The organism is Lentzea pudingi, assembly GCF_014646255.1.
Classification (GTDB): domain Bacteria; phylum Actinomycetota; class Actinomycetes; order Mycobacteriales; family Pseudonocardiaceae; genus Lentzea; species Lentzea pudingi.
On sequence record NZ_BMNC01000026.1, the window covers coordinates 47,322 to 73,895 of the forward strand.

The window sequence follows — 26,574 nt, forward strand, 5'->3', positions numbered from 1 at the left end:
TCTAACTGCTGGAACTGCTGCAGCTGCTGCTACTGCTGCTGGAACAACTCGAACTGCTGCTGGAGCAGCTGCTGCTGGAGCTGCCGCAACTGGAACTGGAACTGCTGCAGCTGGAGCCACCGCAACTCGACGTGCCGCCGCAGCTGTGGTGGTTCCAGTCGTACGCACCGCAACTGCTCGCGGCGATGTACGGAGTGGACGCCGTCGACCGCTGCTGTCCCCTGCGCAGACCGAACAACGCCACGGTGTCCGCATTGGCGCGCGGATTCCTCAACGCGTACATCCACACGGACTTCCCGCTCGCCGTGAGCCTGCCGGGATTGCGCAGCAGGATTGCGAGGACCAGCAGCACCCCCGTCAGCACGAACACCCAGTCGTCGAGCGCGAAAGCCACGAACACCGAGACGAACGCCAGCAGGAACAGCACCACCCGCAGCGCGGTCTTGCCGCCGCGGGGCTTCAGGAACTGGCGCTGCACCAGCCCTCTCGCGACCAGGCTCTCGTGCAGCGCGCCCATCTCGTTGCTCGCCCTGGCGACCTGCACCACCTGCTGGATCGGGCGCGCGGCCCCGTGCAGTCCGGCGAGGACGTACGCCTCCAGCGGGGTCCTGGCGCCGTGACCGTTCTGGTGGACGGCGGTCACGAGTCCCTCGCGGGAGACGCGCACGAGACCGCCGTCCAGCAGCCGGGCGAGAACGGCCTCGGCCGCCCTGCCCGGTCCCCCTGCCAGGAACCCGATCTCCTCCGCGGACCACGTGGTGTGGTGCGGTGCCGAAGACTTGGACATCAGCACTCCCCTCACTGGTGTCAGTGCATCTTCGACGTGAGATCTACCCCTGGGTTCCTGTTGTTACCTGAATAGAACCGAACGACCTGGATCAGCCGCCTCCGCCGCCGCCGCAGCCACCCCCGCCGCCTCCGCAGCTGCTTCCGCTTGAACACGAGGAAGAACTGGACGAACACGAGCTGTAGCTGCCGCTGCCGGCGGCGCCGCTGGAGCCGGACGCGAGCAATGAACTGCGCACCGCCAGGTCCGGGTACACGAGGAGTCCGCCGAAGAGGACCGCGCCGGCCGCACCCGCGTACACGACCTCGTCGACGCTGCCCGACGCCCTGGTGCTCGTCGTACGAGCGGTGCTGAGGACGCTGTTGCCCTTGCTGGTGCGGACGTGCTTGCCGCCTCGCGTGAGGAGCAGGATCAAGAGCCCGGTGAGAACGAGCTGCAGCGTGAGCCGCCGACGGCGAAGTCCAGCGCGATGCCGTTCACCCAGCGTGCCACTCCGATCGCGAGCAGCACCCACAGCACGACGGATCCCTTGCGCAGCGCGCTTTTGGCGACGGCCCGGTTGACGAGGAGCCCCATGTCCTCGAGGCGCTGCCCGATGCCCGTGACCACGCTGTCGCCCGCGACGGCGGGGATCATCAGGTTCACCGTGCGGTTGGTGTAGCGCTGGCAGTCCGTGATGACCGCGCGGTCCACCGGGTTGAGCGACCGCGTGGTGGACGTGGCCTGAACGGTGCCACGCCGGGAAGTCCTGAGCTCACCCGCGGTGAGCAGACGTGCGATCGACGTTTCGACGACCCGCCTCGGACCGCCCGCCAGGTAGGCGAGCTCGTCCATGTCCAGGGAGCGCACGGGCTGGGTGCTGCGACCCGCCCGCACGCGTACCCGGACGACGATCGCGACCAGCACCGCCAGTGCCAGCGCGATCCAGTACAGCTGAAGGAACTCCGGTCCGGACAACCCCCAAGGCTTCATGCGACCCACCCCCTGACTGCCCCGAAATGCTTCGGTGCGTCAATGGTGTGGTCCGCGCCACAGCCTCACAAGGCTTGTTGACGAAGCCTTAGGGTTGCCGGACTTGGAGCGCCTCCCAGCGGCTGTGGCTAGCTCGACGAGCCGCCGTCGACCCCGCCGGAGCCTTCACCGTCGGTGCCCCGCAGGGCGGTGGAGAAGATCATTGCGCCTCCCAGGTCTGTCCGGCCCTGAGGTGGCCGGACCCAGGCTCAGTCTCCTATTCGGACGGAACGAGTTTCAAGGAGACGGAGTTGATGCAGTACCGCTGATCCGTCGGGGTGGGATACCCCTCGCCCTCGAAGACATGCCCGAGGTGGCTGTGGCACGCGGCACAGAGGACCTCCACGCGCTTCATGCCGAGGGCACGATCCTCGCGCAGGATGACCGAGTCGCCGGCCAGCGGCGAGAAGAACGATGGCCAGCCGCAGTGCGAGTCGAACTTGGTGTCGCTGCGGAAGAGTTCGGCTCCGCAGGCACGGCACTCGTAGAGGCCCTCGGTCTTGGTATCGGTGTACTCGCCGGTGTAGGGACGCTCGGTGCCTGCCTGCCGCAGCACCGCGAACTCGGCGGGGTCGAGCAGGGCGCGCCATTCCTCTTCGGAACGCACGACTTTGGGGGTGGCGCCGACAACAGGTTCCATGTCTCTTTATAACTCCGGTGCGCCCCCGAGGCTTCCCAGCGGGAGGTGTGGGGTGCGGCGCCGTAAGACCCCGTTAAGGTCTCGTTCTCGTTTGTGGCCGGAAGAGTGACGGCTCAGAAGATGATGGCGATGATGTCGCCCAGCGCGAACCATACCGTGAGCAGCACGCCCAGCAGGATGAGCCCGACGACGAGGACGGCGACGAGCCGCTGGTGGCCCGTCGTGCGGTTCGCGGAGTCCGCGAAGTCCCGCACGCCCTCCAGGTAGCCCTCGACGGTGTAGCCGGGGCGTTGCCGCTGCATCTTGTCGAGATGGTCGGCGAACGCCTTCGTCTCGGGGTCGTGGGGGTCGAGGCCGATCAGCTCCTCCTGGAACTTCTCGTTCTCGTCCTTCGAATCGCCCATGACTCCCAGCTTAGTGGCAGGGGAGCGGGTTTCCGGTGTGCCGGGCGTTCACCGCAGCGGTGACGGTCAACTCGCCAGCGCGAGCGACGGCTTCACGGCGCCGACCGCGCGGCCGTGCCCGAGAACGGGCACCGTGGCCAGGTCCTCGAGCTTGCTCACGTCCACGCCCAGGCGCTTGAGCACCGCGACGACGACGACCGCGCGGGCACGTGACGAGCCGTCCGCGATCTTCAGCGCCACGCCCTCGCCGGTGGGCAGGCCGACCGCGTAGACGCCTTCCGCGCCGTCCTTCGCGATGACGCCGGGCAGGGCGTCCATCAGCGCGGTGACGTCGCGGCCGGTGCCGCCCACCCACTGCGGGTAGGTGTTCATGGCGGTGGCGACGCGGTGTTCGAGGGTGCCCTCCGGCGCGCTGGCGAGGCGGCCGAACGCGCGGGCGAGGCCGGTGAGGCTGATGGCGAAGATCGGGGCGCCGCAGCCGTCCACGCCGACCTGGGCGACGGGCTCGCCGGCCACGTCCTCGATCGTCTCGCGGGTCGCGACCTGCAACGGGTGCGTCGGGTCCAGGTAGTCGTGCGTGGACCAGCCGTTGGCGACGCAGGTGGCGAGCATGGCGGCGTGCTTGCCGGAGCAGTTCATGTACTTCGGTGCGGCGGCGAGGCCCTGGGCGAGGTGCCGCGCGCGGGCCTCCTCGCCGAGCGGCAGGTCCGCGGTGCACTGCAGCGCGTCCTCGCCCAGACCGGCCGAGGCGAGGATCCGCAGGGCGCCGGCGACGTGGAAGTCCTCGCCCGAGTGGGAGGCGCTGGCCAGGGCGAGCAGTTCGCCGTCGAGGTCGAGGCCGGCGCGCAGCATCGCGAGGGCCTGCAGCGGCTTGTTCGACGAGCGCGGGAACGCGACGTCGCCGGGGCGGCCGACGGAGAGGACGGGGCTGCCGGACGGGTCAGTGGCGACGACGGTGCCGTGGTGCACCGACTCGAGGAAGTCGCCCCGCCAGACCTCAGCCACCACTTCGTGTGCCATGTCGCCCCTCCAGTCCGTGAGTGAAACTGCCAACTGTCGACAGTTGACACGTTCGCTAGTTTAGCGGGAGGACGGCCGGTGCCGTCCAGATCGGGAGACGAAGGTGACACCCCCACTGCACCTGAGCCTGGCCGGGCAGGCCGTGGACGTGCTGCGCGAGCAGGTGCTCACCGGGGAGATCCCCCCGGGCTCGCGGGTCAACGAGGTCGAGGTGGCGCAGAAGCTCGGCATCAGCCGCGGGCCGTTGCGCGAGGCGATCCGGCACCTGGCCTCCGAGGGGCTGCTGACGCTGGTCCCGCACCGCGGCGCGTTCGTGCCCGACGCCGGCCCCGAGGACGTCAAGGCGTTGTTCGAGCTGCGGACCGCGCTGGAGTGCGCCGCGGCGGAGCTGGCGGCGTCGCGGCGGACCGACGTCGACCTGGTGCGGCTGCAGGACGTGTGCGCGGAGAGCCGGCGCAACTACCGGGCCGGGCAGCCGTTCCCGTACCGGCTGGACCTCGCGTTCCACCAGACGTTGCTCGACGCCGCCCGGAGCCCGTACATCGCCGAGCAGGTGCGGCTCGTGCAACAACGCGTGGTGTTGCTCCGCAGCGCGCTGGGCGACGACCCGCCGCACCAGCACGCGTCGATGGACGACCACGACGAACTCGTCCGCACGATCGCCGATGGTGACGCGGCGAAGGCGTCGACGGTGATGCGCAGGCACCTCTCCCGGGTGTGTGCGCAGATGCTCACGAGTTCGACCCACTAACTTCGGTGACATGACGTTCGGCGCCCGGCTCGTGCAGCACCGCAAGAACGCCGGGCTCAGTCAGGAAGAGCTCAGCGAGCGGTCCGGCGTCAGCGTCCGCGCGATCAGCGACATGGAACGCGGCCGTGCCCGTTCTCCCCAGCGCCGCACGACCGAGGCCCTGGTCGATGCCCTGGACCTGGACGAACCCGATCGCGCGGAACTGCGCCTGCTCGCGAGGACCGGCCGGATCGCGCCGGCCGGGCCCGTCTGGTCGCTGCCGATGTACGTGGCGGACCTCGTCGGCCGCGACGAAGAGCTCGACGCCATCGCTGGAACCTCCAACGGACTGGTCGTCGTCCACGGCGCTGCGGGCACCGGTAAGACGAGCCTCGCGGTGAGGGCCGCTCATCTGCTGGAAGGCCGCTTTCCCGACGGACAGGTGCTCATCGACCTGGAGAGCTCCGCGCAGCCTCTCCAACGGCTGCTCAAAGACCTTGGCGTGCCCGCCGAACACGTGCCGGAGGACGTGCACGGCCAGACGCGGCTCTACCGCTCGTTGCTCGCGGGCAAACGACTGCTGCTCGTGCTCGACGGTGCGAGCACGGAGGAGGAGGTCCGCACACTCCGTGCGGATCCGGGCTGCCTCACGATCGTCACGTCCCAGCGCAGGCTCGCCGGGCTGACGGGCGCGACGTGGGTCCGGCTCGGCGGGCTCACCGAACCGTGCGCGCTCGAACTGCTCGCGTCGATCGTCGGGGCGCACCGCGTGGAGGCCGATCCCGGGGCCGCGCGGGAGCTCGTCCGGCTGTGCGGGACGTCGCCGCTCGCGCTCCGGATCGCCGGCAACCGCCTCGCCAGCCGTCCGCGCTGGCCGCTCGGCCACCTCGTCGAGCAGATCGAGGAACGCCGCCTGGCCGCGCTCACCGCGGGCGACCTCGACGTGCGCGGCGCGTTCGAGGTGTCGCTCGCGCACCTGCCGGAGACCGCGCGGCTGGTGTTCCGGCGCCTCGGGCTGCTGATCGGCACGCACGTGACCCCGGAACTCGCCGCCGAACTGGCCGGCACCGGCGTCGCCGAGGCCGAGCGGGCGCTGGAAGAGCTCACCGACGTCAGCCTGCTCGACCCCGACGACCGCGGGTACGCGATCCACGGCCTCGTGCGGACGTTCGCCACCGGCCTGATCGACGCCACCGACGACGACGCGGACGGCAGGATGCTCGCCTGGCTCCTGGAGACCACGGTCGCGGCTGGAGTCCTCTTCGGACAGACGGGCGACGCGCGGCGCGTCCAGGCACGCCGACGTGCTTTCCCCGATGTGGCAACAGGAAGGCGCTGGCTGGACGAGCACCGCGACCTGCTGCCCCAGACCGTCGAAAGGGCCCAGGCCAGAGGGCTGCACGAGGACGTGGCCCGCGCGGTGATCGCCCTCTCGCACTACGCGGCCATCGAACCGGGCCTCGTCTGGGAACGCGTCTACCGCCTCGCCCTCGCCTCCGCGCGCGAGCCGTGGCAGGAGATCGCGGTGCGCGGCCAGCTCGGCTGGGCGTTGTTCGACGTCGCGCACCGGCCGGGACCGGCGCTGGAGGTGCTGACCGGTGCGGCCCGGATCGCGGAGGAGTCGGGGGAGACCGGGCACCTCGGCTGGATCAGGCTGATCATGTCGGCCGCGCACAGCGGGCTCGGCCAGTTCGACGAGGCCGAACGCGTGTGCCTGCAGGCGATCGAGTCGATGCACGAGCCAATGGACGAGCACTACGCACGGTCCGTGCTTGGCGTGCTGTGGCGGTCGATGAACCGCCCGATCGCCGCCGTGACCGCCCACGAAGAAGTAGCGAAGGAACAACGCGCCTACGCCAACACCATCTACGAACTCTCCGCACTGGGTCGCACGCTCGGATGGCTCGGCCTCGCGCTGATGGACGTCGACCGGCCGGACGAGGCCGTCGAGGCGCTGACGGAGGCCGAGCAGGTCTACCGGCGCGCACACATGGCGTCGTGGCTCGCGACGACGTTGTGGCACCGCGGTCTCGCCCATCGCGCGGCGGGCCGTCTCGCCGAATCGGACGAGGACCTGGACAGGGCCCTCGCCGGGTTCCGCGCGATCGGCGACGGCATCGGGGAGATCGAGATCCTGCGGGCGCTCGCGGACAACGCCGAGTCACAGGGCGAGCACAGCGCGTGGCGGCGCCATCTGCGAGACTCGCTCGCGGCGTGCGAACGGTGGGACACGGACGCGACGCGCGAGATCGCCGCCGAGGTGCGGGAGCGCTTGGCCGGGGGATGAGGAATGCGGGCGACGACCTTCAGCGAGTTCCTGCGGTTCTACCGGCGGCGGGCGGCTCTCACCCAGGAGGAACTCGCCGCGCGGACCGGGCTGGGCGTCCGCACGCTGAGCGATCTCGAACGCGGCCGCGTGCACACCCCGCAGGCCCAGACCGTCGACCTGCTGGTGGCCGGGCTGGCACTGACCGACGTCGAAGCCGATGAGTTCGTAGGGCTTGCACGGGCGTCAGAGGTCGAGCAGCACGGTCCGTTCACGCAGCATCGACCGGTAGAGCCGCAGACCGTCGGCGGCGTCGGCCGGCATCTTGGCGTCCGGCACGCCCAACGCCCGGAGCAGCCGGGTGATCGCGCGCGGCGAGCTGCTGTTGCTCCGCTTCACGGCCGATGAGCTTCTCGGCAGGAGGTGGCCCACAGTCCGTGCGTTCAGGGCGTGGTTGTGCGATGCATTGGCGGTGCGGCGGCGTCGTCCGTGCTGTGCTCGACAACGCCGCGAACGAGGCCCAGGTCCGGCCGCTGCTGGCCGCCGGTCCCGGTTCGCTCGTGGTCGTGACCAGCCGCTACGTCCTGGCGGGCCTGGCCTGCCGGCACCGGCTCGACCTCGGCCCGCTGCGGCACGACGGCGCCGTCGCGTTGCTCGCCGCGACCGCGGGGGCCGGCCGGATCGCGGCCGACCGGGAGGCGGCGGACCGGGTGGCGACCCTGTGCGGCGGGGTGCCGCTGGCCCTCGCCATCGCGGGCCGCACCACGTCGCCGCTGCGGCACCTCGCCGAGCACCCCTCTCCGACGAACGCGCGCGCCTCGGTGTGCTCGCGACCGGTGACGTCCAGTCCGCACCGCGTTCGAACTGTCCTACCGCCTGCTCACGCCCGAGGCCGCGACGCTCTTCCGCCGGCTCGCGCTGGTGCACGGCCCGGACACGTCCGTCGCGCTCGCCGCGGTGGCCGCCGGGATCGACGACGCCGAGACGGTGCTGGAGGACCTCGTCGACGCGAGCCTCCTCCGCCCGGACGCGCCCGGCCGGTACTCGTTCCACGACCTGATCCGTGACTACGCGCGCGAGCGGCTGCACAGCGACGAACCCGACGTGGAGACACATCGCCTGCGCACACGCGACTGGCTGCTGGACACCGCGACCCGGTCCGCGTCCGCGTTCGTGCCCGGTGACCAGGGCGCGTCGGACCTCGCCGGTGCGGACAGATGGCTGTCCGACGAGCGGGTGAACTGGCGTGGCGCGTTCCGGGAGGCCGTCGCCGACGGCGCGCACGAACGCGTGCTGGCGCTGGCGAAGGCGATGCACTGGTACTCCGACCACCGCGGCACCGGTGAGCTGTGGCTGGAGGTGTACACGGCGGGCGTCGCCGCGGCGGGCGCGCTGGGCGAGTGGGAGAAGCAGGCCCAGCAGCTCAACTTCGTCGTCTGGGTCTACGTGGCGCGGCACACGAACCTGCCTCAGGCCAAGCGGTGGCACCGTCAGGCGTTGCGGGTGGCTCAGCGGTGCGGCTCGCTGGCGGAGACGGCGTGGTCGCACTACTACCGGGCCGCCATCGAGAGCCGCGACGGGGATCCTGCGGCGGGCGTGGTCCACGCCAGGCGTGCCGCCGAACTGTTCCGCGAGGCGCACGAGCCGATGAACGTGGTGCTGACGATGTCGTACCTGGGTGTGTTGCAGCAACGGCAGGGCAGGTTCGACGAGGCTGTCGAGACGCACCGGGCGTGCGTCGAGCAGGAACGCGCGTTGCGGGGGAGCGACCGCGGCGTGGCGCTGGAGAACGCCGCCCAGCTCGTGTTGCGCCTGGCCGACGCCTTGGCCGGAGCGGGGGAGCACGACGAGGCGTTGAACGTGGTGGCGGAGGCCGAGGAACTGCTGGGGCGGGGCTCGGCGAACCTGCTGTCGATGGCCGGGCACACCCGTGGTCGCGCGCTGGTCGCCGCGGGGCGGTTGGCCGAGGCGCGGAACCAGCTGGCCGGCGCCGTGGAGTCGCTGTCCGACCCGGAGACCAAGGTGGCCGTGCTGATCGAGATCGCCGGCCTCTGCGACCGCGTGGGCGACCACGACGCCGCCGTGCGGCACCGGGTGCGGGCGCTGGCCGAGAGCGAGGGCTACGAGTCGCCGGGCATGGCCAGGCTGCAGCACGACCTCGCGGAGGTGCTCGGCCTGTCAGCGTAGGACGGTGCTCAGGAAGGCGTCGGCGTCGAACCGCTCCGTGCCGGGAGGCACGAGCCGGTTGGTGGCGTCGAGGAACTTGCGCAGCGTGCCCGCCGGTACCCGCAGCACCGTCCGGTGCCGGTCGGAGACGAGCTCCAGCACCAGCACCCGGCTCGAGTGCGGCCGCAACCGGACGTCACCGTCACCCGCTCTCCTGCTCAGGCCCTCGGTGAGCAGGTCCCTGCCCATCACCCAGGTGGCGGCGGAGTCCCCGACGCGAAACCTCATCGTCACCGCGAAGGGGTCTTCCGACCGGTAGAGCATCTCGGTCTCGACCGGCGCGGTGGAGCCGTCGGACCGGACGAAGTCGAGGACTGTGCGTGACGCGACCCGCATCGGAACTCCCTGAAGTGTTCGCCTTGGTTACAAGAGGAATGACGTAATGGGCACCGAATTGGTTCACGAAGCCATCTGATGATTGCCAATTGATTGGTCGAACAGTTTTCGCGTTCTCGGTGGGTGCTTCGGCCGGTGGTGCTGTGCGAAGGGGCAGACCTGCGGAACTTCTGCCGGTGCTTCTGCATGGTCCCGCCGGGCCGCGCGCGATTTGCTGGACGGCATGGTCGCCCCACTTCGCCCCGGCCTCGTCGGCAGCGCACAGCGCCACGCAGGCAGTTTGCTCGTGGGCAGGGAGCGGGAGATCGCCGTCCTGACGGAGGCGCTCAGCGGTGGCGCTCGCTCGTGCGTTGTGCATGGTGCAACTGGTATGGGTAAAAGTGCATTGCTGTCCGTTGCGTCTTCAATCGCGGTGCGCAGCGGGTTGAGGCCGGTTCGGGGAATGCGCGCGCTCAGCGGTGTCGACCGCCACACGGTCCTCGTCGTGGACGACGTCGAACGGCTCAGCGAGCAAGAGGCCGATCGGCTGGCGCGATTCCGGGGCGCGGTGCTGCTCGCCGGGGATTGTGATCCGGACGTCCTGGCGGTCGTGGACGCCGTGCGCGTGCCGTTGCGGCCGATCGGTGCCGTTGAGGTCGCGGAGATGGTCCGGCGGCGGTTCGACGTCGAGGTCCCGCCGGAGCTGGCCGCGCTGTGCCTGGAGTACAGCGGCGGTGCTCCCGGGGTGGTGAGCGACGTGCTGGACGTCGTCACGGACCTGGGGTCGCTGCCGGCGCTGCTGCCCAGACTGCGGTTGCCGCGCCTGCTGCGGGCCGTGCGGCGTGGCTGGGAGGTGCTGGATGCCGACGCGGTGGCGGTCGCCCGCGCGCTGGCGGTGCTGGGGAGTGCGTCACTGGACGTGCTGTGCGAGGTCGCCGGGATGGGCTCGTTCCGCACCCTGGCCGCGTTCGAACGCCTCGTCGACGCGCGTCTCGCCGTCGGTGAGCCGATGCGCGTGCGGTCGCCGGCGCTGGGCCACGCGATCCGGCACGAGATGACGCCCGAGTCGCGGGAGGTCCTGCACGGCGCCGCCGCCCAGGTTCTGCACCGGCGTTGCGATCCGCCGGCCGTCGTCGCCGAGCACGTGGTGGCCCGCGCGGAACCCGTCGGGGCGTCGTGGGTGGCGCCGGTGCTGCACGACGCGGCGCGGGTGCATCGCGCGGCCGGGCGGCCGGAACAGGCGGCGAGGTGCCTGCGGGCCGCTCTGCGCGAGCCGCTGGACGGGGAGATCGCGGAGCGCGTGGCCGTGGCGATGGCGGAGCTGCACCTGCGGTGCGGGATCGCGCCCCGGGCCGACGAGCTCGTCCGGCAGCGGGCCGTCGCGGGGGAGTGGTTCGACGCGGTGGTGCTCGACTGGCAGTGCGACGAGGACCTGCTCGGCTGCGCGGTTCCCCCGGTCGTCCCGGAGGATCCCGAACGGGTGCTGCGTGAGCTTCCGGGGAGCGGGCCCCAGCTCGCTCTCACCGGCCTCGGCCTGTTGCGACGAGGTTCCGAACGCCTGGTGCTGGATCTCGCGCCACAACTGCGGACTCGGCTCGTCGGCGCGGAACGGGACTGGCTGACCGCGCTGGAGATGTGGGCGCACCGGGCGGGCGGTGACCACGCCGAGGTCGCCCGGCTGATGCGGGACCTCGCCCAGGCGTCACCGTCGCGGGGGTGTGTGGCGCTCGGGGCGGCGGCGTTCGTGGCGTCCTGTGTGGACGCTGGACGGCCCGGCGAGGCGCGGGAGATGTTGGTGCGACTCGGTTACACGGGATCGTTGCCCCCGGTGTGGGCCTGCACGCTGTTGGTGCACCAGCGCGCCCGCATGCACCTCGCTCTCGGGGCCGCCCGGGCCGCGCTGGCCGACGCCGAACGCGCCGGGGCGGCCGAGCTGGCGGACCAGGCGAGGGCGGCGCTGGACCGGCCGCACCGGCCGTTGCGCGGGGCGGCGTGGGACAGGCTGACGCCGCACGAGTCGCGAATCGTCTTGCTGGTACTGGAAGGAGAGACCAATCGGGCGATCGCGGCACGGTTCGGCGTGACGCAACGGGCGGTCGAGCTGCATCTGACCCGTGTGTACCGCAAGGTCGGCATCAGCAGGCGAGTGCAGCTCTCCTCCGTTTTCGGGGTCGCTTAGAGCAGGCCGGAGCGCAGCGCCCATGCCACCGCGTGCACCCGGTTGCGCAGCCCGAACCGTTCCAGCAGTTGGTGCAGCGTGTACTTCACGGTCCGTTCCGAGCAGAACAACCGTGCGGCGACCTCCGCGATCGTGGCGCCGTCGGCCAGCAGCTTCAGCAGTTGCAGGTCGCGGTCGTTGAGCACCGGTGTGCGTTCCTGCACGGCTTGGCCGCCGACGAGCAGCTTGATCAGGCGTTCGGCGTTGACGTCGGCTCGCCGCAACGGGATCGCGAGCCCCGCCTGGGCCGCGATCGACGGGGTGAGGTCGTGCACGCGTGCGGCGATGACCACGATCCTGGCGGATCCACAGGCGCGCAGCCGTGCGGCCTGTTGCGCGCACAGCTCGTTCACCAGGGCCAGCAGCACATGCGCGTCCGTGCGGTCCTGGACCACTCGCACGCGCGGTGAGTTCTTCAACAGGTGCGTCACGCCGGCCGCGCTGATCAGGTCACGGGACTCCACCGCCACGCGCACCGGTTCGATTCCGGAGTCCACGGTTGCCAGGGCACTACTCATGACACGATCGTGCGAAATTTCAGCCGTCGTCCACTTCGGAAAACCGAACCGATCCGACGAGAACCTGCCGGTCGTTCGCGAACGTGCGGAACTCGCCGGTCGGCCAGCGCTCGATCCGCAGCTCGTCACCGGGCGTCACGGGCGCGGTGAAACGGGCGTGCAGTTCGGTGAAGTCCAGGCCGCTCACGGTGATCCCGAGGGTGCACAGGCCGTGCAGGATGGGGCCGGCGAACCCGGCCCTTCGCGCGAACTCGGGGTCGTGGTGCATCGGGTTCACGTCGCCGGTCTCGCGGTAGCGCAACGCCTGGTCCGGGCTCGTCCTGAAGTAGCTGATCTCGTGGCGCTTGGCGGGGACGGTGAACTCGCGCGTCCCACCGCGTTCGCCGCCGAAGCCGCCCTCGCCCTTGATGAAGCACGACGAGCGCGTGGTCGCGAACTCGGACTCCCACGTGCTGACGACTAGAGCGCCGGAGCCTTTGTCGTAGATGTCGGTGACCGTCTTCGTGACGACTGTCGAGCCGTGCGGCGGGAGCTTGCCGTGCAGCCACAACGACTGTTCGGCGTGCAGGACCTGGGTCATGTCGGCGCCGGTCAGGCCGAGCTGCGGGCCGCCGTGCTGCAGCAACGGGATCGCGAACGCGGGGGAGTAGCCGCCGGCCGCCGCCGCGTACACCTCGGCGTCGCCGGCCGACCAGGTGCGGACCTGTCGTTCGACGACGCCGAGGATGTCGTGGTCGAGCATCATCCCAAGATAGAGCTAGCCGAGCGTGCCGCGGACGTTCGCGTGGCCCTTGAGCAGGTTGCGGGCGATCGTGCGGCGCTGGATCTCGTCGGTGCCCTCGTAGATGCGCAGCAGCCGCAGTTCGCGGTACCAGCGCTCGATCGGCAGCTCACGCGTGTAGCCCATGCCGCCGTGGATCTGCAGGACGCGGTCGACGATCTCGTTGGCCTTGATGCCGCCGTAGAGCTTCGCGATCGACTGCGCCTGCCGCGAGTCCTGCTTCTGGTCGACGAGCCACGCGGCGTGCAGCACGAGCCAGCGCAGCGCCTCGATCTCGACCGCGGAGTCGGCGATCATCCACTGGATGGCCTGGTACTCGGCGATGGGCTGGCCGAACGTGACGCGGTTCTTGGCCTGCTCGATCGCCATCTCGACCAGTCGCTCTACGCTGCCGAGCGCGCGGGCGGGCAGCAGGTAGCGGCCCTGGCCGATCCACTGCATCGCGAGGTGGAAGCCCCTGCCCTCCTCGCCGAGGATGTTCTCGTGCGGCACGCGGACGTTGTCGAACACCAGCGCCGCCGGGCCCCACTGGCCCATGGTCGGGATGGGCTCGGACTTCCAGCCCATGTCGCGGTCGACGAGGAAGCACGTGACGCCGCCGTCGGCGCCCTTCTCCTTGTCCGTCACGGCGAACACCATGACGAAGTCGGCCTCGTTGCCCTGCGTGATGAAGGTCTTCTCGCCGTTGATGACCCACTCGTCGCCGTCCCGGACGGCGGTCGTGCGGATGGCCTTGGCGTCACTGCCGGCGCCGGGCTCGGTGATCGCGAAGCACGAGACCCGTTCGCCGGAGATCGTCGGCAGCAGGTAGCGCTGCTTCTGCTCCTCGTTGCCGTGGAACAGGATGTTGTCCGCGTAGCCGCCGAAGCGGAACGGGACGAAGCTGCGGCCCAGTTCGGCCTCGATGAGCGCGGTCATCATCCCGCCGAGGCCCATGCCGCCGAACTCCTGCGGAGTGAGGACACCGAAGAACCCGGCCTGCTTGGCCTTGTCCTGCAACGCCTTCAGCTCGTCCTTGGGCAGGCCCGGCTGGCCCGCGCGTTCGCGGCGCAGCACCTCGGGCTCCAGCGGGACGATCTCCTTGCGCACGAAGGTCCGCACCCAGTCGCGGATCTCCTTCTGCTCCTCGTCGAGCGTGAAGTCCATTGCTTTCCTCTCAGATGAACGCGTTGACGCCCGTGAGCGCGCGACCGATGAGCAGTTTCTGGATCTGGCTGGTGCCCTCGTAGAGGGTGGTGACGCGGGTGTCCCGCAGGTACTTGCCGACCGGGTACTCGTCGATGTAGCCGTAGCCGCCGAAGACCTGGATGGCGTTGTTGGCGACCCTGACCGCGGCCTCGCTGGCGTAGAGTTTGGCCATGCTGGCCTCGGTGCCGAACGGTTCGCCGCGGTCGGCCAGGTCGGCGACGCGCCACGTCAGGAGCCGGGCGGCGTCGGTCTCGACGGCCATGTCCGCGAGGAGTTCCTGCACGAGCTGGAAGCCCGCGATGGGCTTGCCGAACTGCTCGCGTTCCTTGGCGTACTTCAACGCGGCTTCCAGCGCACCTCGTGCGGCGCCGACGCAGCCTGCGGCGACGGACATGCGGCCCTTGTCGAGCGACCCCATCGCGAGCTTGAAGCCCTCGGTGCTGAGCAGGGCGTCCTCGGGCACGTCGACGTCGTCGAGCGTGATCTCGGCCGTCGCCTGGCCGCGCATGCCGAGCTTGCCCTTGATCTCGGTGGCCTGGAAGCCCTTGGTGTCCGTGGGCACGAGGAACGCCGAGATGCCTCTCGGGCCTGGTCCGCCGGTGCGGGCGAACACCAGCGCGACGTCGGCCCACGTGCCGTTGGTGATGAAGACCTTGCGGCCGTTGATCCGGTAGCCGTCTTCCGTCTTCTCGGCCTTGGTGACGAGGCTGCCGGCGTCGCTGCCGGTGCCGGGCTCGGTGAGGGCGAAACAGCCGAGCTGGGTGCCCTGGGTGAGACCGGGCAGCCAGCGTTGCTTCTGCTCCTCGGTGCCGTGCTTCGCGATCGACTTCGCGACCAGGCCGAGCGAGACGGAGATGATCCCCCGGACCGCGCTGTCACCTCTCGCGATCTCCTCGAGGACGAGGCAGTAGGCGAGGTTGTCGCCGCCACTCCCGCCGTAGCGCTCGTCGATGCCGAGCCCGAGGAACCCGACCTCGCCCAGCGCCGGGACCAGGTCCCGGTCGATCGCCTCGTCACGGTCCCAGCGCTGGGCGTGCGGCACGATGCGGTCGTCGGTGAACCGCCGGGCCAGCTCCCTGAGCTGCCGGTGTTCGTCCGAAAGCGTTAGATCCACAGGCCCTCCCGACTAACCGAACAGTGTTAGGTTAACCCACATGCCCCGGCCGAGCACCCCCCTGCTGAGTCCCGACCGCATCAGGTCGGTGGCCCTGGCCATCATCGACCGAGACGGCCTCGACGGCCTGTCGATGCGCAAGCTCGCCGCGTCGCTCGGAGTGCAGGCCGCGTCGCTGTACGGGCACGTCCGCACCAAGGACCAGCTGCTGAACGACATCGCGTCGTCCGTTCTGTCGGCGGTCGACGTCTCGGGCTTCTCCGTGGACTGGCGCGAGGGCCTGATCAGATGCGCGCGCTCGTACCGTGCGGCGTTGTCGACGCACCCGAACATCGTGCCGTTTCTCGCCTACGGCCCAGCAGGCCGCGACGAGTCACTGCAACGCCTCGACCTGCTGCACGGCGCGTTGGTCGACGCGGGCTGGTCACGCCGCGAGGCCACGATGATCGCCGCGGGCCTGATGTACATCGTGTTCGGCTCGGCCCTGAGCTCGTTCTCCAGCGGCTTCTCCTCGGACCCGGCCGACTACACCGACCGCTACCCGCACCTCGACCGCGCCCACCTGCTGCCGGGCGTGGCACGCGAACTGGACCGCGACAGCTTCGAGCTGGCGCTCGCGGCGTTCGTGCGCGGCCTTTAGGGTTTCGACGTGGCTTCCAAGGCGATCGAGCTCGAGGTCGGTGACCAGCTGGTGCGGGTGTCCAACCCGGACAAGCCGTACTTCCCCGCGCGGGGCATCACCAAGCGGCAGGTGGTCGAGTACTACCGCACCGTGGCGCCGTACCTGCTGACGGTGCTGCGCGACCGCCCCGTGGTGCTGAAGCGCTACGTCGACGGCGTCGAGGGCGAGGCGTTCTACCAGAAGCGCGTCCCCAAGGGGGCCCCTTCGTACGTGGAGACGGTGCAGGTCCGGTTCCCGTCCGGCCGCCCCGCCGACGAGATCTGCCCGACCTCGGAGGCCGTGATCGTGTGGGCCGCGAACCTCGGCACGTTCGACTTCCACCCGTGGCCGGTCCGCCGTTCCGACGTCGACCACCCGGACGAGCTGCGCATCGACCTGGACCCCCAGCCGGGCACGGACTTCTCCGACGCCGCGCGGGTGGCGCTGGTGCTGCGCGAGGTCCTGGCCGACGCGGGCTTGACCGGTTATCCCAAGACCTCCGGCGGCCGCGGCATCCACGTGGCCGTGCGGATCCGTCCCGAGTGGGACTTCGTCGACGTCCGGCACGCCGTGATCGCGCTGGCCCGCGAGGTGGAGAAGCGGGCGCCGTCACTGGCCACTTCGGCCTGGTGGAAGGAAGAACGCGGCGAGCGCGTCTTCATCGACTTCAACCAGGCCGCCCGCGACCGCACGATCGCCTCGGCCTGGTCGGTGCGCGGCACGCCTCGTGCGACCGTCTCCACGCCGGTGCTGTGGGACGAACTGTCCACCGTGGACCCGGATGACTTCGACGTGCTGACCGTGCCGGAGTGCTTGGAGGAGCGCGGCGACCTGCACGCCGGGCTGGACTCCGAGGCGTTCGGGATCGAGACGTTGCTGGAGTGGTACGCGGCGGATCCTCGCGGGGAGATGCCGTACCCGCCGGACTACCCGAAGATGCCAGGTGAGCCGTTGCGGGTGCAGCCCTCGCGCGCTCGCAAGCAGGAGTGATGGAGCCGGACGCCGAGTCTTACCGCGACCGGCTGGGGCTGCGCGGGGACGTGGTGCGGTTCGAGGGCGGGTCGCTGCCCGTCTTCGCGATCGGCGACGACCTGGTGCTGAAGCTGTTCCCGCCGGAGTACCACTCCGAGGTGTCGACCGAGGTCGCGGTGATGGAAGCGGTGCACGGCAGGCTGCCGGTGCCGACGCCGCGGTTGCGGGGCGTCGGGTTGCTCGACGACTGGGCCTACGTGCTGATGTCGCGGCTGCACGGTGAGGAGCCCGTGGTGCCGGACGTCGAGGTCAGTGTGCGGGTCGGGGAGATGGTGAAGGCGTTGCACGCGATCGAGCCACCTGCTGTGCTGGGGCCGGTCGACTGGGCGGCGTTCGTGGGGGAGCGGCGCGCGGTGTGCGTTGAGCAGCAACGGAAACGTGGGCTGGGCGCGCGGTGGCTGGAGCGGATCCCGGCGTTCCTCGACGGGGTGGACCTCGGTGCTGAGTCTTCGGTGTTGTTGCACACCGAGGTGATGAGCGCGCATCTGTTGCGGCGGAACGGGGTGTTGTCCGGGCTGTTCGACTTCGAGCCGGCCATGCGCGGGGCGTTCGAGTACGAGTTCGCCAGCGTTGGGGTGTTCGTGACGAAAGGCGACCGTGAGTGCTGGCGGGCGTTGGTGGAGGCGTACGGGCGGGTGCCTGATCCTCGGCGCGTGATGGCTTACGCGCTGTTGCACGTGTACTCCAACATGCCGTGGTATCTGCGTGAGATGCCTGATGGGGACTCGTTCGACGAACTCGCTGTGCGGTGGTTCGGGGCGTGAGTGAGCCAACCGGCTGTATCGGGAACGGATCTAGTCGGCGACCTCGTAGAATGGACGAAACGCGAGAGGAGGTCGCCATGCCTCAGCCCTATGTAGTGCGGTACGTCGGCGGTCCCCTCGACGGCAGGGTCGACTCGTTGCCGTCCACGCCCGACGACCCGAAGCAGACCGTGACGTACGTGCATCTGCACGGTGGCCCCAAGATCGTGCACGTGTACGACCTGTCGTACGCGGTCGAGTACGGGTGCGAGTACCAGCTGCGCGCTGAAGAAGCCGAGCGCGCCGAGGAGTCCTGAGAGCGCTCTCACGGCCTGTCCTCCCTGTTGTTGATCTTGTTGCCCACCCGGTGCTCAGAATTGTCGGGGGTGTAGGGCATGCTGGGGCACAGGTGTTCGATTGGGGAGGCAGCGCGATGGCGAAGAAGAGCGGGCTGTCGGTGGAGGACGTCGCCGATCTGCGCGCGCAGTTGGACGAGGGCACTCAGCCGATGGTGTGGTTCACGGCGGCCGCGGTCGGCATGGAGGAGGGCAGGTCGGCGAAGCTGCTGGCCGTCACGGATCCGCCGGAGGGTGACTTCATCCAAGTCCGGCCCACCGGCTCGAAGGACGAGATGTCGTTCTCCCTGGCCGAGTTGACGCTCGAGAAGCCGCCGCCGCGCAAGAAACCGGCGACCCCGCCTCCTGCGCCACCGGAGCCGCCGCGAGAGACTGAGATCATCCATCCCTACGTCCCGGAGGCGCCGGTGAAGCCCGCGGCCCCCAAGCCGAAGCCCGCACCCGTCGAGCAGGCGCCACCACCGCCGAAGCCCGCCGCGCGCAAGCCAGCCGCGAAGACCGCCGTCCCCGAGGTCACCATCACGCTGGTGACGACGGGCGAGGGCGAGTGGAGCGTGGAGGTGCTGCAGGGCACCCGCAGGGCGGTCCGCCCGACCCCGGTGCCGCCGGCCGCCGTGGCCCAGGCCTCGAAGCTGCTCACGCCCGAGGTCGCCGAGATCGTCGAGGGCGTGCTGAACGCGGCGCGTGCTCAGCAACTCGCTCGGGTGGAGCAGTTGCGCGCCGAACTGGAGGCAGCCCAGAAGGCCCTGGACGACCTGGGCGCATAGCGCGATCACGTGCTGCGACGCCCCGGTGGTTGTCCACACGCGTTCGGGTGAGAGGGGTTCCCAGGGCTGGTGCCGGGGCGGACCGTGGGGTGCGCGGATGTCCCGCGCTGGTCCGGCTTAGGACGGGGAGGCCCTGATGGGTACGTGTGGGTGCTGTTCCGGGTGCACGGGTCCCGGCTGCGGCTGTTGTTCGAGCTGCTGACACGAAGATTCGGGCGGGGAGCCTCGTCGCGTCGTGGTCACGCGAGAGGCTCCCCGCGACATGTCCGGACGGTTTCTGTCAGACCCTCTGAGTACGTTGAGATGCAGGGGTTCCCGGTTCGGGGGGACCTCTGCGAAAGCGCGCGGTCACTGCCTCGGCCGTGCTCGAACGCCTCGCGGATCAGGGCGGGCAGACGGTGCCGTTCGACGGCACCTTCGCGTCGATCAGGTAGTCGCGCACCGCCGTGGTCGCGCACCCCGACAGCGTCAAAGCCCCGTGCCCGCTGCCCTGCCACCCGATCAACGCCGACCCCGGCAGCCGCTGCGCCGTGTGCTCGGTGCCGGGTGCGGGGGTGGAGGGGTCGTTGGCCGTGCTCAGGACCACGATCGGCGGCGCGCTCTTCAGGGCGTCGACCTTCTCGGCCTTGGGCGGCGGGAACGGGTTGCAGTGCAGCAGCATGCGGGCGAACACGGCGCCGAACATGGCGTGCTTCGACTGCCAGTCGGCGGTGAGGGCCTTCACCCGGTCCGGTGGGATGCGGGTGGCGGTGTCGTTGCAGCCGACGATCAGGCCCGCGTCGAAGCGCGGTGGGTTCTCGTCCAGGTCGTTGACCAGCGGGTCGAGCAGGGTGAACAGGCCGCTGCCGTCGCCTGCGCGCGCCTTGACCACGGCGTCGGCCAACGCGGGCCACTTACCGCGGTCCGCGAGGCCCGCCAGGATCGCGTTCAGGGCGGAGCCCGGAGTCAGGTCCACGTACTCGCCGCGCACGCGTTCGGTGCGCAGCTGGGTGAGGAGGGCCTTCACGTCCTCGCGCGGGTTCGCCAGGGCACAGCCGCGGGTCTTGCAGTCGCGGGCGAACGCGTCGAACGTCGCCTCCGCTGCCACGGCGCGCGACTCCAGGACGCCGACCTGGTCGAGCGTCGGGTCCGGGGCACCGTCGAGGACGGTGCGGCCGATGCGGTTAGGGTAGCGCTGGGCGTAGGTCGTGACGACGCGCGAGCCCTCGCCCATGCCGATGGCGTTGAGGCGGTCGGTGCCCAGGTAGTCGCGGAGGCGTTCTAGGTCTGCGGCCGCGCGCCACGAGTCGAACGCGGTCAGCCTGCCTTCGAGGTCTAGGACGCACTCCTGCGACGCCTCGCCCGCGGCGACCACGAGATTCGACTGCTCGGGCTCGGCCGGGTCGTACTCGACCAGCTGTGCGCGCGTGGCCGGGGGCACGCACGACATGCCGTCCGAACGGCCCGTGCCGCGCCTGTCCATGCCGATGATCGTGAACGTGCTGAGGAGCTCCTTCGGCAACGCCGCCGCGAGCCGCGCGGCCTTCAGCGTGCCGGGCTCGCCGCCGGGGTCGTTGACCACGACCAGTGCGCTCTTGCCGGTGCCCACGCGCGTCAGTGCGATGCCGAGCGTGCCGCGCCCGGGACGTCCCGGCGGGTCGAGCACGACGGTCATGCGCGCGCATTCGTACTGCTGTTCGCCCTGGGGAGCATCGGCGCCGAAACGGTCCTTCATCTGCTCGTTGCACGGCGACCACGGCAGCGAGTCCGTCTTGAACTCGCCGAGCGGCGGCACTGGCTGCGGCCCGGCGAGCGCGCTCTGGTCGACGGGCTGGTTCTCCTCGCCCCTGACCGCGATCACCGGCCTGTTCGAGGGACCCGCGCTGCACGCCGTCAGCACGCTCACTGCCAGTAGGGCCAAGGCAGCGCGACGCACAGATTTCCTCACTCTCGTTCACATACCGGGAGCCTGAGCCTCGCACGGACCAGGTAAATGCGTGGTGAGTCAGGGCACCGGTTTTGTGCCCTGACTCACCACGGGGCTTGCCCGTCATATGGATGGACACTGTGAGTCAGGATGGGTGCATGGATCACGCTGATCGGCTGCCCGTCGCCCGCCTGATGGGCGGCGTCCCGCCGACGGCGCTGGTGCTGCTCGGCATCGTCAGCGTGCAGGTCGGCGCGGCGTTCGCGAAGCAACTGTTCACGGTCGCGGGTGCGGCGGGCACGGTGACGTTGCGCCTGGTCATGGCCGCGCTCGTCCTCGTCGCGATCTGGCGGCCGTCGCTCAGGCTCGACCGCCGCACGCTCCTCACGGTCGTCGTCTACGGCGCCGTGCTCGCCGTGATGAACCTCTGCTTCTACGCGGCGCTCGCCCGCATCCCGCTCGGCGCGGCCGTCACGATCGAGTTCCTCGGGCCGCTCGCGGTGGCCGTCGCGGGGTCGCGGCGCTGGATCGACGCCGTGTGGGTGCTGCTCGCGGGCACCGGGGTGGTGCTGCTCACGGGTGTCCAGGGCGGTCTGTTGTGGACGGGCGTGCTGTTCGCGCTCGCGGCGGGCGCGTGCTGGGCGGCCTACATCCTGGTGACGGCCAAGCTCGGCAGCCAGACGACCGACGGCAAGGGCCTCGCGCTCGCGATGGTGGTCGGGGCGGTGATCGCGCTGCCGTTCGGCGTCGGCTCGGCCGGCACGGCGATGCTCGACCCGCTGGTGCTCGCGGCGGGGTTCGCGGTCGCCCTGATGTCGTCGGTCGTCCCGTACTCGCTGGAGCTGGAGGCGTTGCGCCGCATGCCGCCGCGCGTGTTCGGGATCCTGATGTCGATGGAACCGGCGGTCGCCGCGGTCGCGGGCCTGCTGCTGCTCGGCGAGCACCTCGCACCGGCGCAGTGGGTCGCCGTCTGCTGCGTCGTGATCGCGTCGGTCGGTGCGACGCGCTCGGCCAAGCCCGACGTCTAACGGGCCCGGAGCTCGCCCTTCAGCACCGACGCCACGTCGTACCTGGCCGGGATCTCCAGCTGGTCGTAGCGGCACGACAACGGCTCGCGGTCCGGCCGCCACCGCGCGAACTGGCCGTTGTGCCGCAGCCGCACCGGCTGCTCACCCTCGGTCTGGGTGTAGTGGATCTCCAGCACCCGTTCGGGACGCAACGCCACGTACTCGGCCTGCTTGCCGCGCCACCGGTTGATCTCGCCGGGAATCCGTTGCCCTGGCTGGGGATCCGCCCACGGGTGGTCGCCCGTGGTGATCAACGGTGCCAGCTCGGCCGCCAGCTCACGGCGTTCGGCCGCCTTGAACGACCCGCAGACCCCGATGTGGTGCAACAGGTCCTGGGAGTCGTAGACCCCGAGCAGCAACGAGCCGACGGCCGTGCCGGGCTCGGTGTCCTTGTGCCAGCGCAACCCGGCGAGCACCACGTCGGCCGTGCGCGCGTGCTTCACCTTGATCATCGAACGCTTGCCGGGCGTGTACGGCCCGTCCGACGGCTTGCCCATCACGCCGTCGAGCCCCGCGCCCTCGAACAGCGTGAACCACTGCCGCGCCGTCTCGACGGACGTCGTCGCGGGCGTCACGTTCAGCCCCGGCAGCTCCAGCAACGCCTCGCGCCGCGCGATCGTCGGCGACTCCAGCAGCACCTCGGACCCGAGTGCCAGCAGGTCGAACGCCACGAACGTGGCCGGTGTGGACTCGGACAGCATCGTCACCCGCGAGGCCGCCGGGTGGATGCGCTCGGACAACGCGTCGAAGTCCAGCTCGTCGTTCTTCGCGACCACCAGCTCGCCGTCGACCACCACCCGGTCGGGCAGCACGTCGAGCATCGACGCGACGACCTCCGGGAAGTACCGGTTGAGCGGCTTCCCGCTGCGCGACTGCAGCAGCACCTCGTCGCCGGAGCGGAACACGACGCACCGGAACCCGTCCCACTTCGGTTCGAAGAACAGGTTCGCGTCGTCCGGGATCCCGTCCACCGCGGTGGCGAGCATCGGCTGCAGAGGTGGCGTCACGGGTAGGTCCGCAATTGTCACCTGCACATCCTGCCTCCTCAGCTGGAATTCCGCCGCTGATAGCGCAACAACAGGACGTCGTCCGCGCGCAGCACCGACGCCAGCGCGAGGTCCACGGGCGGGACCACCGGGCCGTGCGCGATCCGCGCCGCATCACCCACCGCGAGTACCGGCGCGACCGTCAGGTTCAACGCGTCCACCAGCCCCTCGGCCACCATCGACCCGAACAACCGCGGCCCGCCTTCGAGGTCGACGTGCCGCAACCCGCGCGCCGCGAGCTCGGCGACCGCGACCTTCAGATCGACCTCGGTCTCCCCGGCGATGACCACCTCGGCCGGCAGCGCGGGCATCCGGGCGGCCTCGGTCGTGATCACGATCGGCGGCACGGCGGTGTCGGTGAACAGCGGCAGGTCCGGCGTGAGCGACCCGCGCCCCGTCACCACGGCGATCGGCAACGGCCGGGCGCGCCGCGCACCCCGGTAGCCCTCGGTCAGCACGGTCGTGGCGCCGACCAGCACGACGTCGGCGAGCTCGCGCCCGAGCAGGTAGATCTGCCGGTCGGCCGGTGACCCCAGCCCGGCGGACCGGCCGTCGACCGACACCGCACCGTCCACGCTGGACACGAAGTTCGCCGTCACCCACGCGCGGTCCCGCGGATAGCCGTACAGCGACGCGAGGGCTGTGTCGGTCATCTCAACGCCCGGTGAGGGCCACAACATCTCCACCGAGCCATCCCATCACGCCGATAAGGTGCGGGCATGCGCTTGTCCGACCGGGATCCCCAGATCGGTGCCGACGAACTGATCGAGAGCCTGGTGCCGCCACCGAGGTTCGACACCGTCAGCTTCGACACCTACATTCCGAACCCGGACGAGCCGAGCCAGGCCGCCGCCGTCGAGGCCGGCCGCCTGTTCGCCGCGCGGGTCAGCGTCAAGCGGAAGAAGTGGTCGCTCTTCGGCTCCAAGGACGAGGACGCGGGCAAGCTCGGCCTCTACCTCGACGGCGGCTTCGGCGTCGGCAAGACCCACCTGCTCGCGTCGCTCTGGCACGCCGTGCCGGGTCCGAAGGCGTACGGCACGTTCGTCGAGCTGACGAACATGGTCGGCGTCCTGACGTTTCCCGAGGCCGTGAAGCGGCTCTCGGGCCACAAGCTGCTCGCGATCGACGAGTTCGAGCTCGACGACCCCGGCGACACGATGCTCGTCACCCGGTTGATCAAGGAACTGATGGCGGCGGGCGTCCACGTCGCCGCCACGTCGAACACGCTGCCGGACAAGCTCGGCGAAGGGCGCTTCGCCGCCGCCGACTTCCTGCGCGAGATCCAGTCGATGTCGTCGAAGTTCGACGTCGTGCGCGTCGACGGCCCCGACTACCGCCACCGCGGCCTGCCGGACGCCCCGGCACCGATGTCGGACACCGAACTGGTCGTCAGAGCCTCCAACACCGAGGGCTCGACGCTCGACGACTTCGACGACCTGTGCAGGGCGCTCGCCCGCATCCACCCCTCGAAGTACGGGCGGATGCTCGACGGCGTCACCGCGGTGCACCTCAAGGACGTCAAGCCCGCGCCGGACCAGAGCGTCGGGCTGCGGCTCGTGGCGTTCGGCGACCGGCTCTACGACCGCGACATCCGGGTCGCCGTGTCGGGGCAGCCGCTCTCGGACCTGTTCACCGAGGAGATGCTGCGCGGCGGGTACCGCAAGAAGTACCTCCGCGCGGTCTCCCGGCTCGTCGCGCTGAGCCGCTGAGCGGGCCGGCGTTCCGGCAACGGCGTGAGATCCGGCTGAAGCGAGTTTGACTACAGCGGCGTTCGAGTATCCACTGGGTGACGGGCGGGAATGATGACGTCCCGACGTCCTCCGGAGGCACCGATGCTCAGTGAAGCCGAACGCCGCTCGCTCCAGGAGATCGAACAGCGGCTGCTCGCGGACGAGCCGAGACTCGCCCGCACGATGAACCGCCAGGTGCGCCCCTGGCTGTTCTACGCCCTCCTGATCGTCTTCGGCGGCCTCGCGGTGTTGCTGACGGTGATCGGCGCGTTCGGCCCCGCGTTCCAGTGCCTGCTCGTCACCGCCAGCGTGCTGGTGCTCCGCAGGTACCCGCTCCGCCTGCGCTGACCGAAACTGACTGGCGCCGGGACCCGGCGAACCCGGACGATCTCCGGCGTGGGTTATCTGGAAGCGAACGGGCTCGCGTACACCCTGCCTGACGGCAGGGAGCTGTTCCGCGACGTCTCGTTCAAGGTGAGCGGCGGGACCGTGGTCGCGCTCGTCGGCGCGAACGGTGCCGGCAAGACGACGCTGCAACGGATCCTGTCGGGTGAGCTCAGCCCGAAGCAGGGCAGCGTGCACGTGCAGGGCGGGCTCGCGGTGATGCCGCAGTTCATCGGCTCGGTCCGCGACGACAGCCTGGTGCGCGACCTGTTGCTGTCGGTCGCCCCCGAAGCGCTGCGGCGCGCGGCGAAGGAGCTCGACGACGCCGAGCTCGCGCTGATGGAAGTCGACGACGAAGCCGCCCAGATGCGGTACGCGAACGCCCTCACCACCTACGGCGAGGCCGGCGGGTACGACGTCGAGGTCCTCTGGGACACCGTCTCCGTCGCCGCACTCGGCCTGCCCTACGACCGGGCCCGCTTCCGCGAGGTGCGCACGCTCTCCGGCGGTGAGCAGAAACGCCTGGTCCTCGAAACGCTGCTGCGCGGCCACGAGCAGGTCCTGCTGCTCGACGAGCCCGACAACTACCTCGACGTCCCCGGCAAGCGCTGGCTGGAAGAACGGCTGAAAGCCACTGACAAGGCCGTGCTCGTCGTCAGCCACGACCGCGAGTTGCTGGCCAACGCCGCCACGCACGTCGTCACGGTCGAGGCGCACACCGCGTGGACGCACGCCGGCTCGTTCGGGACGTGGCACGGCGCTCGAGCGAAACGCATCGACAGGCTGCTGGAAGATCACCGGCGCTGGAACGAGGAGCACGAGCGGCTCAAGGAGCTCGTCCGCTCGCTGCAGCAGCTGGCCAAGTCCTCTGAGGTGATGGCCCAGAAGTACCGGGTCATGGCCGCGCGCCTCCAACGGTACGAGCAGGCGGGCCCGCCGCCGGAGATCCCTCAGGACGAGAAGGTCATGCCGAGGCTCAAGGGCGGTCGCACGGGCGTTCGCGCGATCACGTGCGAGCAGCTGGAGCTGAGCGGGCTGATGGAGCCGTTCTCCCTGGAGATCTTCTTCGGCGACCGGGTCGCGGTGCTGGGCGCGAACGGCTCCGGCAAGAGCCACTTCCTGCGGCTGCTCGGCGGCGACGACGTGCGGACCACCGGCAAGTGGAAGCTCGGCGCACGGGTCGTGGCGGGCCTGTTCGCGCAGACGCACGAGCACCCGGAGTGGATCGGCCGCACGCTCGTCGACATCCTGTGGCACGGCGAGGGGCAGCGGCCAGGCAAGGAGCGCGGTGCCGCGATGTCCGTGCTGGGTCGTTACGGGCTCGACAAGGCGGGCGACCAGCGGTTCGAGAACCTCTCCGGCGGCCAGCAGGCACGGTTCCAGATCCTGCTGCTGGAGCTGTCCGGGGCGACGCTGCTGCTGCTCGACGAGCCGACGGACAACCTCGACCTAGCGTCGGCGGAGGCGTTGCAGAACGCGCTGAACGACTTCGAGGGCACGGTCGTCGCGGTCACGCACGACCGGTGGTTCGCGAAGTCGTTCGACCGGTTCCTGCACTTCCGGGCGGACGGCAGGGTGTCCGAAGTGGACGAACCGGTCTGGACCTAGGTGTACTTGGTCATGAGGTTGGTGACTGAACGCGGCTGATGGGCGGGTGCCCGTCG

The 26,574-nt window shown here is 70.4% G+C and carries 28 protein-coding genes; 14 read left to right on the plus strand and 14 right to left on the minus strand.

From position 1 onward, the window contains the following. Position 1 precedes the first annotated feature (1 nt). The 6 genes from IEY88_RS41650 to IEY88_RS41675 all read right to left on the minus strand — a co-directional run bounded on the left by IEY88_RS41650 (position 2) and on the right by IEY88_RS41675 (position 3,862). Positions 2–787 carry a TIGR04222 domain-containing membrane protein gene (locus IEY88_RS41650; protein WP_189160423.1) on the minus strand — a complete coding sequence of 262 codons (786 nt, stop codon included), beginning with the start codon at positions 785–787 and terminating at the stop codon, positions 2–4. Positions 788–878: 91 nt separating this feature from the next. Further along, on the minus strand, positions 879–1,202 hold the full coding sequence (locus tag IEY88_RS41655; RefSeq protein WP_189160424.1) for a hypothetical protein: 324 nt from the start codon (positions 1,200–1,202) through the stop codon (positions 879–881). Further along, entirely contained in the window at positions 1,199–1,759 is a 561-nt protein-coding gene (locus IEY88_RS41660; protein WP_189160425.1) for a TIGR04222 domain-containing membrane protein, read from the minus strand. The genes IEY88_RS41655 and IEY88_RS41660 overlap by 4 nt, the downstream gene beginning before the upstream one ends. A gap of 256 nt (positions 1,760–2,015) precedes the next feature. After that, entirely contained in the window at positions 2,016–2,438 is a 423-nt protein-coding gene (gene msrB / locus IEY88_RS41665; RefSeq protein WP_189160426.1) for a peptide-methionine (R)-S-oxide reductase MsrB, read from the minus strand. A 113-nt stretch (positions 2,439–2,551) separates the two neighbouring features. Further along, positions 2,552–2,842 (minus strand): hypothetical protein, encoded by a 291-nt coding sequence (locus IEY88_RS41670; protein ID WP_189160427.1) that lies wholly within the window; start codon positions 2,840–2,842, stop codon positions 2,552–2,554. A gap of 66 nt (positions 2,843–2,908) precedes the next feature. Continuing rightward, positions 2,909–3,862: an asparaginase gene (locus IEY88_RS41675; RefSeq protein ID WP_189160428.1), complete on the minus strand. Its 954-nt coding sequence runs from the start codon at positions 3,860–3,862 to the stop codon at positions 2,909–2,911. A 103-nt stretch (positions 3,863–3,965) separates the two neighbouring features. Here IEY88_RS41675 and IEY88_RS41680 point away from each other — a divergent pair, with 103 nt between their 5' ends. The 4 genes from IEY88_RS41680 (at position 3,966) to IEY88_RS41695 (ending at position 9,045) form a co-directional block, all read left to right on the plus strand. Then, positions 3,966–4,613, plus strand: coding sequence for a GntR family transcriptional regulator (locus IEY88_RS41680; RefSeq protein ID WP_189160429.1), 648 nt, complete (start codon positions 3,966–3,968; stop codon positions 4,611–4,613). Between the two features lie 10 nt (positions 4,614–4,623). After that, a complete protein-coding gene (locus IEY88_RS41685; protein ID WP_189160430.1) occupies positions 4,624–6,879 on the plus strand; it encodes an XRE family transcriptional regulator in 2,256 nt (751 codons plus the stop codon). Between the two features lie 3 nt (positions 6,880–6,882). Next, positions 6,883–7,266 (plus strand): helix-turn-helix domain-containing protein, encoded by a 384-nt coding sequence (locus IEY88_RS44720; RefSeq protein ID WP_229694258.1) that lies wholly within the window; start codon positions 6,883–6,885, stop codon positions 7,264–7,266. Positions 7,267–7,779: 513 nt separating this feature from the next. Then, positions 7,780–9,045 carry a hypothetical protein gene (locus tag IEY88_RS41695; protein WP_189160431.1) on the plus strand — a complete coding sequence of 422 codons (1,266 nt, stop codon included), beginning with the start codon at positions 7,780–7,782 and terminating at the stop codon, positions 9,043–9,045. On the opposite strand, the gene IEY88_RS41700 is transcribed toward IEY88_RS41695, so the two are convergent. Next, positions 9,037–9,420, minus strand: a complete 384-nt coding sequence (locus tag IEY88_RS41700; RefSeq protein ID WP_189160432.1) for an SsgA family sporulation/cell division regulator — start codon at positions 9,418–9,420, stop codon at positions 9,037–9,039. The genes IEY88_RS41695 and IEY88_RS41700 overlap by 9 nt on opposite strands. A 442-nt stretch (positions 9,421–9,862) precedes the next feature. Here IEY88_RS41700 and IEY88_RS44725 point away from each other — a divergent pair, with 442 nt between their 5' ends. Further along, positions 9,863–11,578 (plus strand): helix-turn-helix domain-containing protein, encoded by a 1,716-nt coding sequence (locus tag IEY88_RS44725; RefSeq protein WP_229694259.1) that lies wholly within the window; start codon positions 9,863–9,865, stop codon positions 11,576–11,578. Here IEY88_RS44725 and IEY88_RS41710 read toward each other — a convergent pair. The 4 genes from IEY88_RS41710 to IEY88_RS41725 are packed head-to-tail and all read right to left on the minus strand — an operon-like array spanning position 11,575 to position 15,218. Next, on the minus strand, positions 11,575–12,135 hold the full coding sequence (locus IEY88_RS41710) for a helix-turn-helix transcriptional regulator (RefSeq protein WP_189160433.1): 561 nt from the start codon (positions 12,133–12,135) through the stop codon (positions 11,575–11,577). The genes IEY88_RS44725 and IEY88_RS41710 overlap by 4 nt on opposite strands. 19 nt (positions 12,136–12,154) lie before the next feature. After that, complete coding sequence (locus IEY88_RS41715; RefSeq protein WP_229694260.1) at positions 12,155–12,877, minus strand: MaoC/PaaZ C-terminal domain-containing protein; 723 nt, start codon at positions 12,875–12,877, stop codon at positions 12,155–12,157. Between the two features lie 15 nt (positions 12,878–12,892). Beyond that, entirely contained in the window at positions 12,893–14,062 is a 1,170-nt protein-coding gene (locus tag IEY88_RS41720; RefSeq protein WP_189160435.1) for an acyl-CoA dehydrogenase family protein, read from the minus strand. 10 nt (positions 14,063–14,072) lie between these two features. After that, on the minus strand, positions 14,073–15,218 hold the full coding sequence (locus tag IEY88_RS41725) for an acyl-CoA dehydrogenase family protein (protein WP_189160436.1): 1,146 nt from the start codon (positions 15,216–15,218) through the stop codon (positions 14,073–14,075). 40 nt (positions 15,219–15,258) lie between these two features. Here IEY88_RS41725 and IEY88_RS41730 point away from each other — a divergent pair, with 40 nt between their 5' ends. The 5 genes from IEY88_RS41730 to IEY88_RS41750 all read left to right on the plus strand — a co-directional run bounded on the left by IEY88_RS41730 (position 15,259) and on the right by IEY88_RS41750 (position 18,777). Then, positions 15,259–15,858 (plus strand): TetR/AcrR family transcriptional regulator, encoded by a 600-nt coding sequence (locus IEY88_RS41730; protein WP_189160437.1) that lies wholly within the window; start codon positions 15,259–15,261, stop codon positions 15,856–15,858. 9 nt (positions 15,859–15,867) lie between these two features. Next, positions 15,868–16,869 carry a non-homologous end-joining DNA ligase gene (gene ligD / locus IEY88_RS41735; protein WP_189160438.1) on the plus strand — a complete coding sequence of 334 codons (1,002 nt, stop codon included), beginning with the start codon at positions 15,868–15,870 and terminating at the stop codon, positions 16,867–16,869. Beyond that, positions 16,869–17,675, plus strand: a complete 807-nt coding sequence (locus IEY88_RS41740) for an aminoglycoside phosphotransferase family protein (protein ID WP_189160439.1) — start codon at positions 16,869–16,871, stop codon at positions 17,673–17,675. The genes ligD and IEY88_RS41740 overlap by 1 nt, the downstream gene beginning before the upstream one ends. Positions 17,676–17,752: 77 nt before the next feature. Further along, positions 17,753–17,971, plus strand: coding sequence for a DUF8847 domain-containing protein (locus IEY88_RS41745; RefSeq protein ID WP_189160440.1), 219 nt, complete (start codon positions 17,753–17,755; stop codon positions 17,969–17,971). Between the two features lie 116 nt (positions 17,972–18,087). Continuing rightward, positions 18,088–18,777 (plus strand): DUF6319 family protein, encoded by a 690-nt coding sequence (locus tag IEY88_RS41750; protein ID WP_189160441.1) that lies wholly within the window; start codon positions 18,088–18,090, stop codon positions 18,775–18,777. A gap of 382 nt (positions 18,778–19,159) precedes the next feature. Here the strand turns inward: IEY88_RS41750 and IEY88_RS41755 are convergent, their stop codons facing one another. Then, a complete protein-coding gene (locus IEY88_RS41755; protein WP_229694261.1) occupies positions 19,160–20,662 on the minus strand; it encodes an alpha/beta hydrolase in 1,503 nt (500 codons plus the stop codon). Between the two features lie 179 nt (positions 20,663–20,841). Between IEY88_RS41755 and IEY88_RS41760 the strand changes: the two genes are divergently transcribed. Then, entirely contained in the window at positions 20,842–21,711 is an 870-nt protein-coding gene (locus IEY88_RS41760; protein WP_229694262.1) for an EamA family transporter, read from the plus strand. On the opposite strand, the gene IEY88_RS41765 is transcribed toward IEY88_RS41760, so the two are convergent. Together IEY88_RS41765 and IEY88_RS41770 are read right to left on the minus strand one after the other, a co-directional pair. Further along, complete coding sequence (locus tag IEY88_RS41765) at positions 21,708–22,778, minus strand: ATP-dependent DNA ligase (RefSeq protein ID WP_189160444.1); 1,071 nt, start codon at positions 22,776–22,778, stop codon at positions 21,708–21,710. The genes IEY88_RS41760 and IEY88_RS41765 overlap by 4 nt on opposite strands. Before the next feature lie 17 nt (positions 22,779–22,795). Continuing rightward, the gene (locus IEY88_RS41770) at positions 22,796–23,449 is read right to left on the minus strand and encodes a dihydrofolate reductase family protein (RefSeq protein ID WP_229694263.1); all 654 of its coding nucleotides are present in this window, start codon (positions 23,447–23,449) and stop codon (positions 22,796–22,798) included. Positions 23,450–23,515: 66 nt separating this feature from the next. Between IEY88_RS41770 and zapE the strand changes: the two genes are divergently transcribed. The 3 genes from zapE (at position 23,516) to IEY88_RS41785 (ending at position 26,518) form a co-directional block, all read left to right on the plus strand. After that, positions 23,516–24,505 (plus strand): cell division protein ZapE, encoded by a 990-nt coding sequence (gene zapE / locus IEY88_RS41775; RefSeq protein WP_189160445.1) that lies wholly within the window; start codon positions 23,516–23,518, stop codon positions 24,503–24,505. Positions 24,506–24,628: 123 nt separating this feature from the next. Continuing rightward, entirely contained in the window at positions 24,629–24,874 is a 246-nt protein-coding gene (locus IEY88_RS41780; protein WP_189160446.1) for a DUF3040 domain-containing protein, read from the plus strand. Between the two features lie 48 nt (positions 24,875–24,922). Then, positions 24,923–26,518, plus strand: coding sequence for an ABC-F family ATP-binding cassette domain-containing protein (locus IEY88_RS41785; RefSeq protein ID WP_189160447.1), 1,596 nt, complete (start codon positions 24,923–24,925; stop codon positions 26,516–26,518). Positions 26,519–26,574 lie beyond the last annotated feature (56 nt).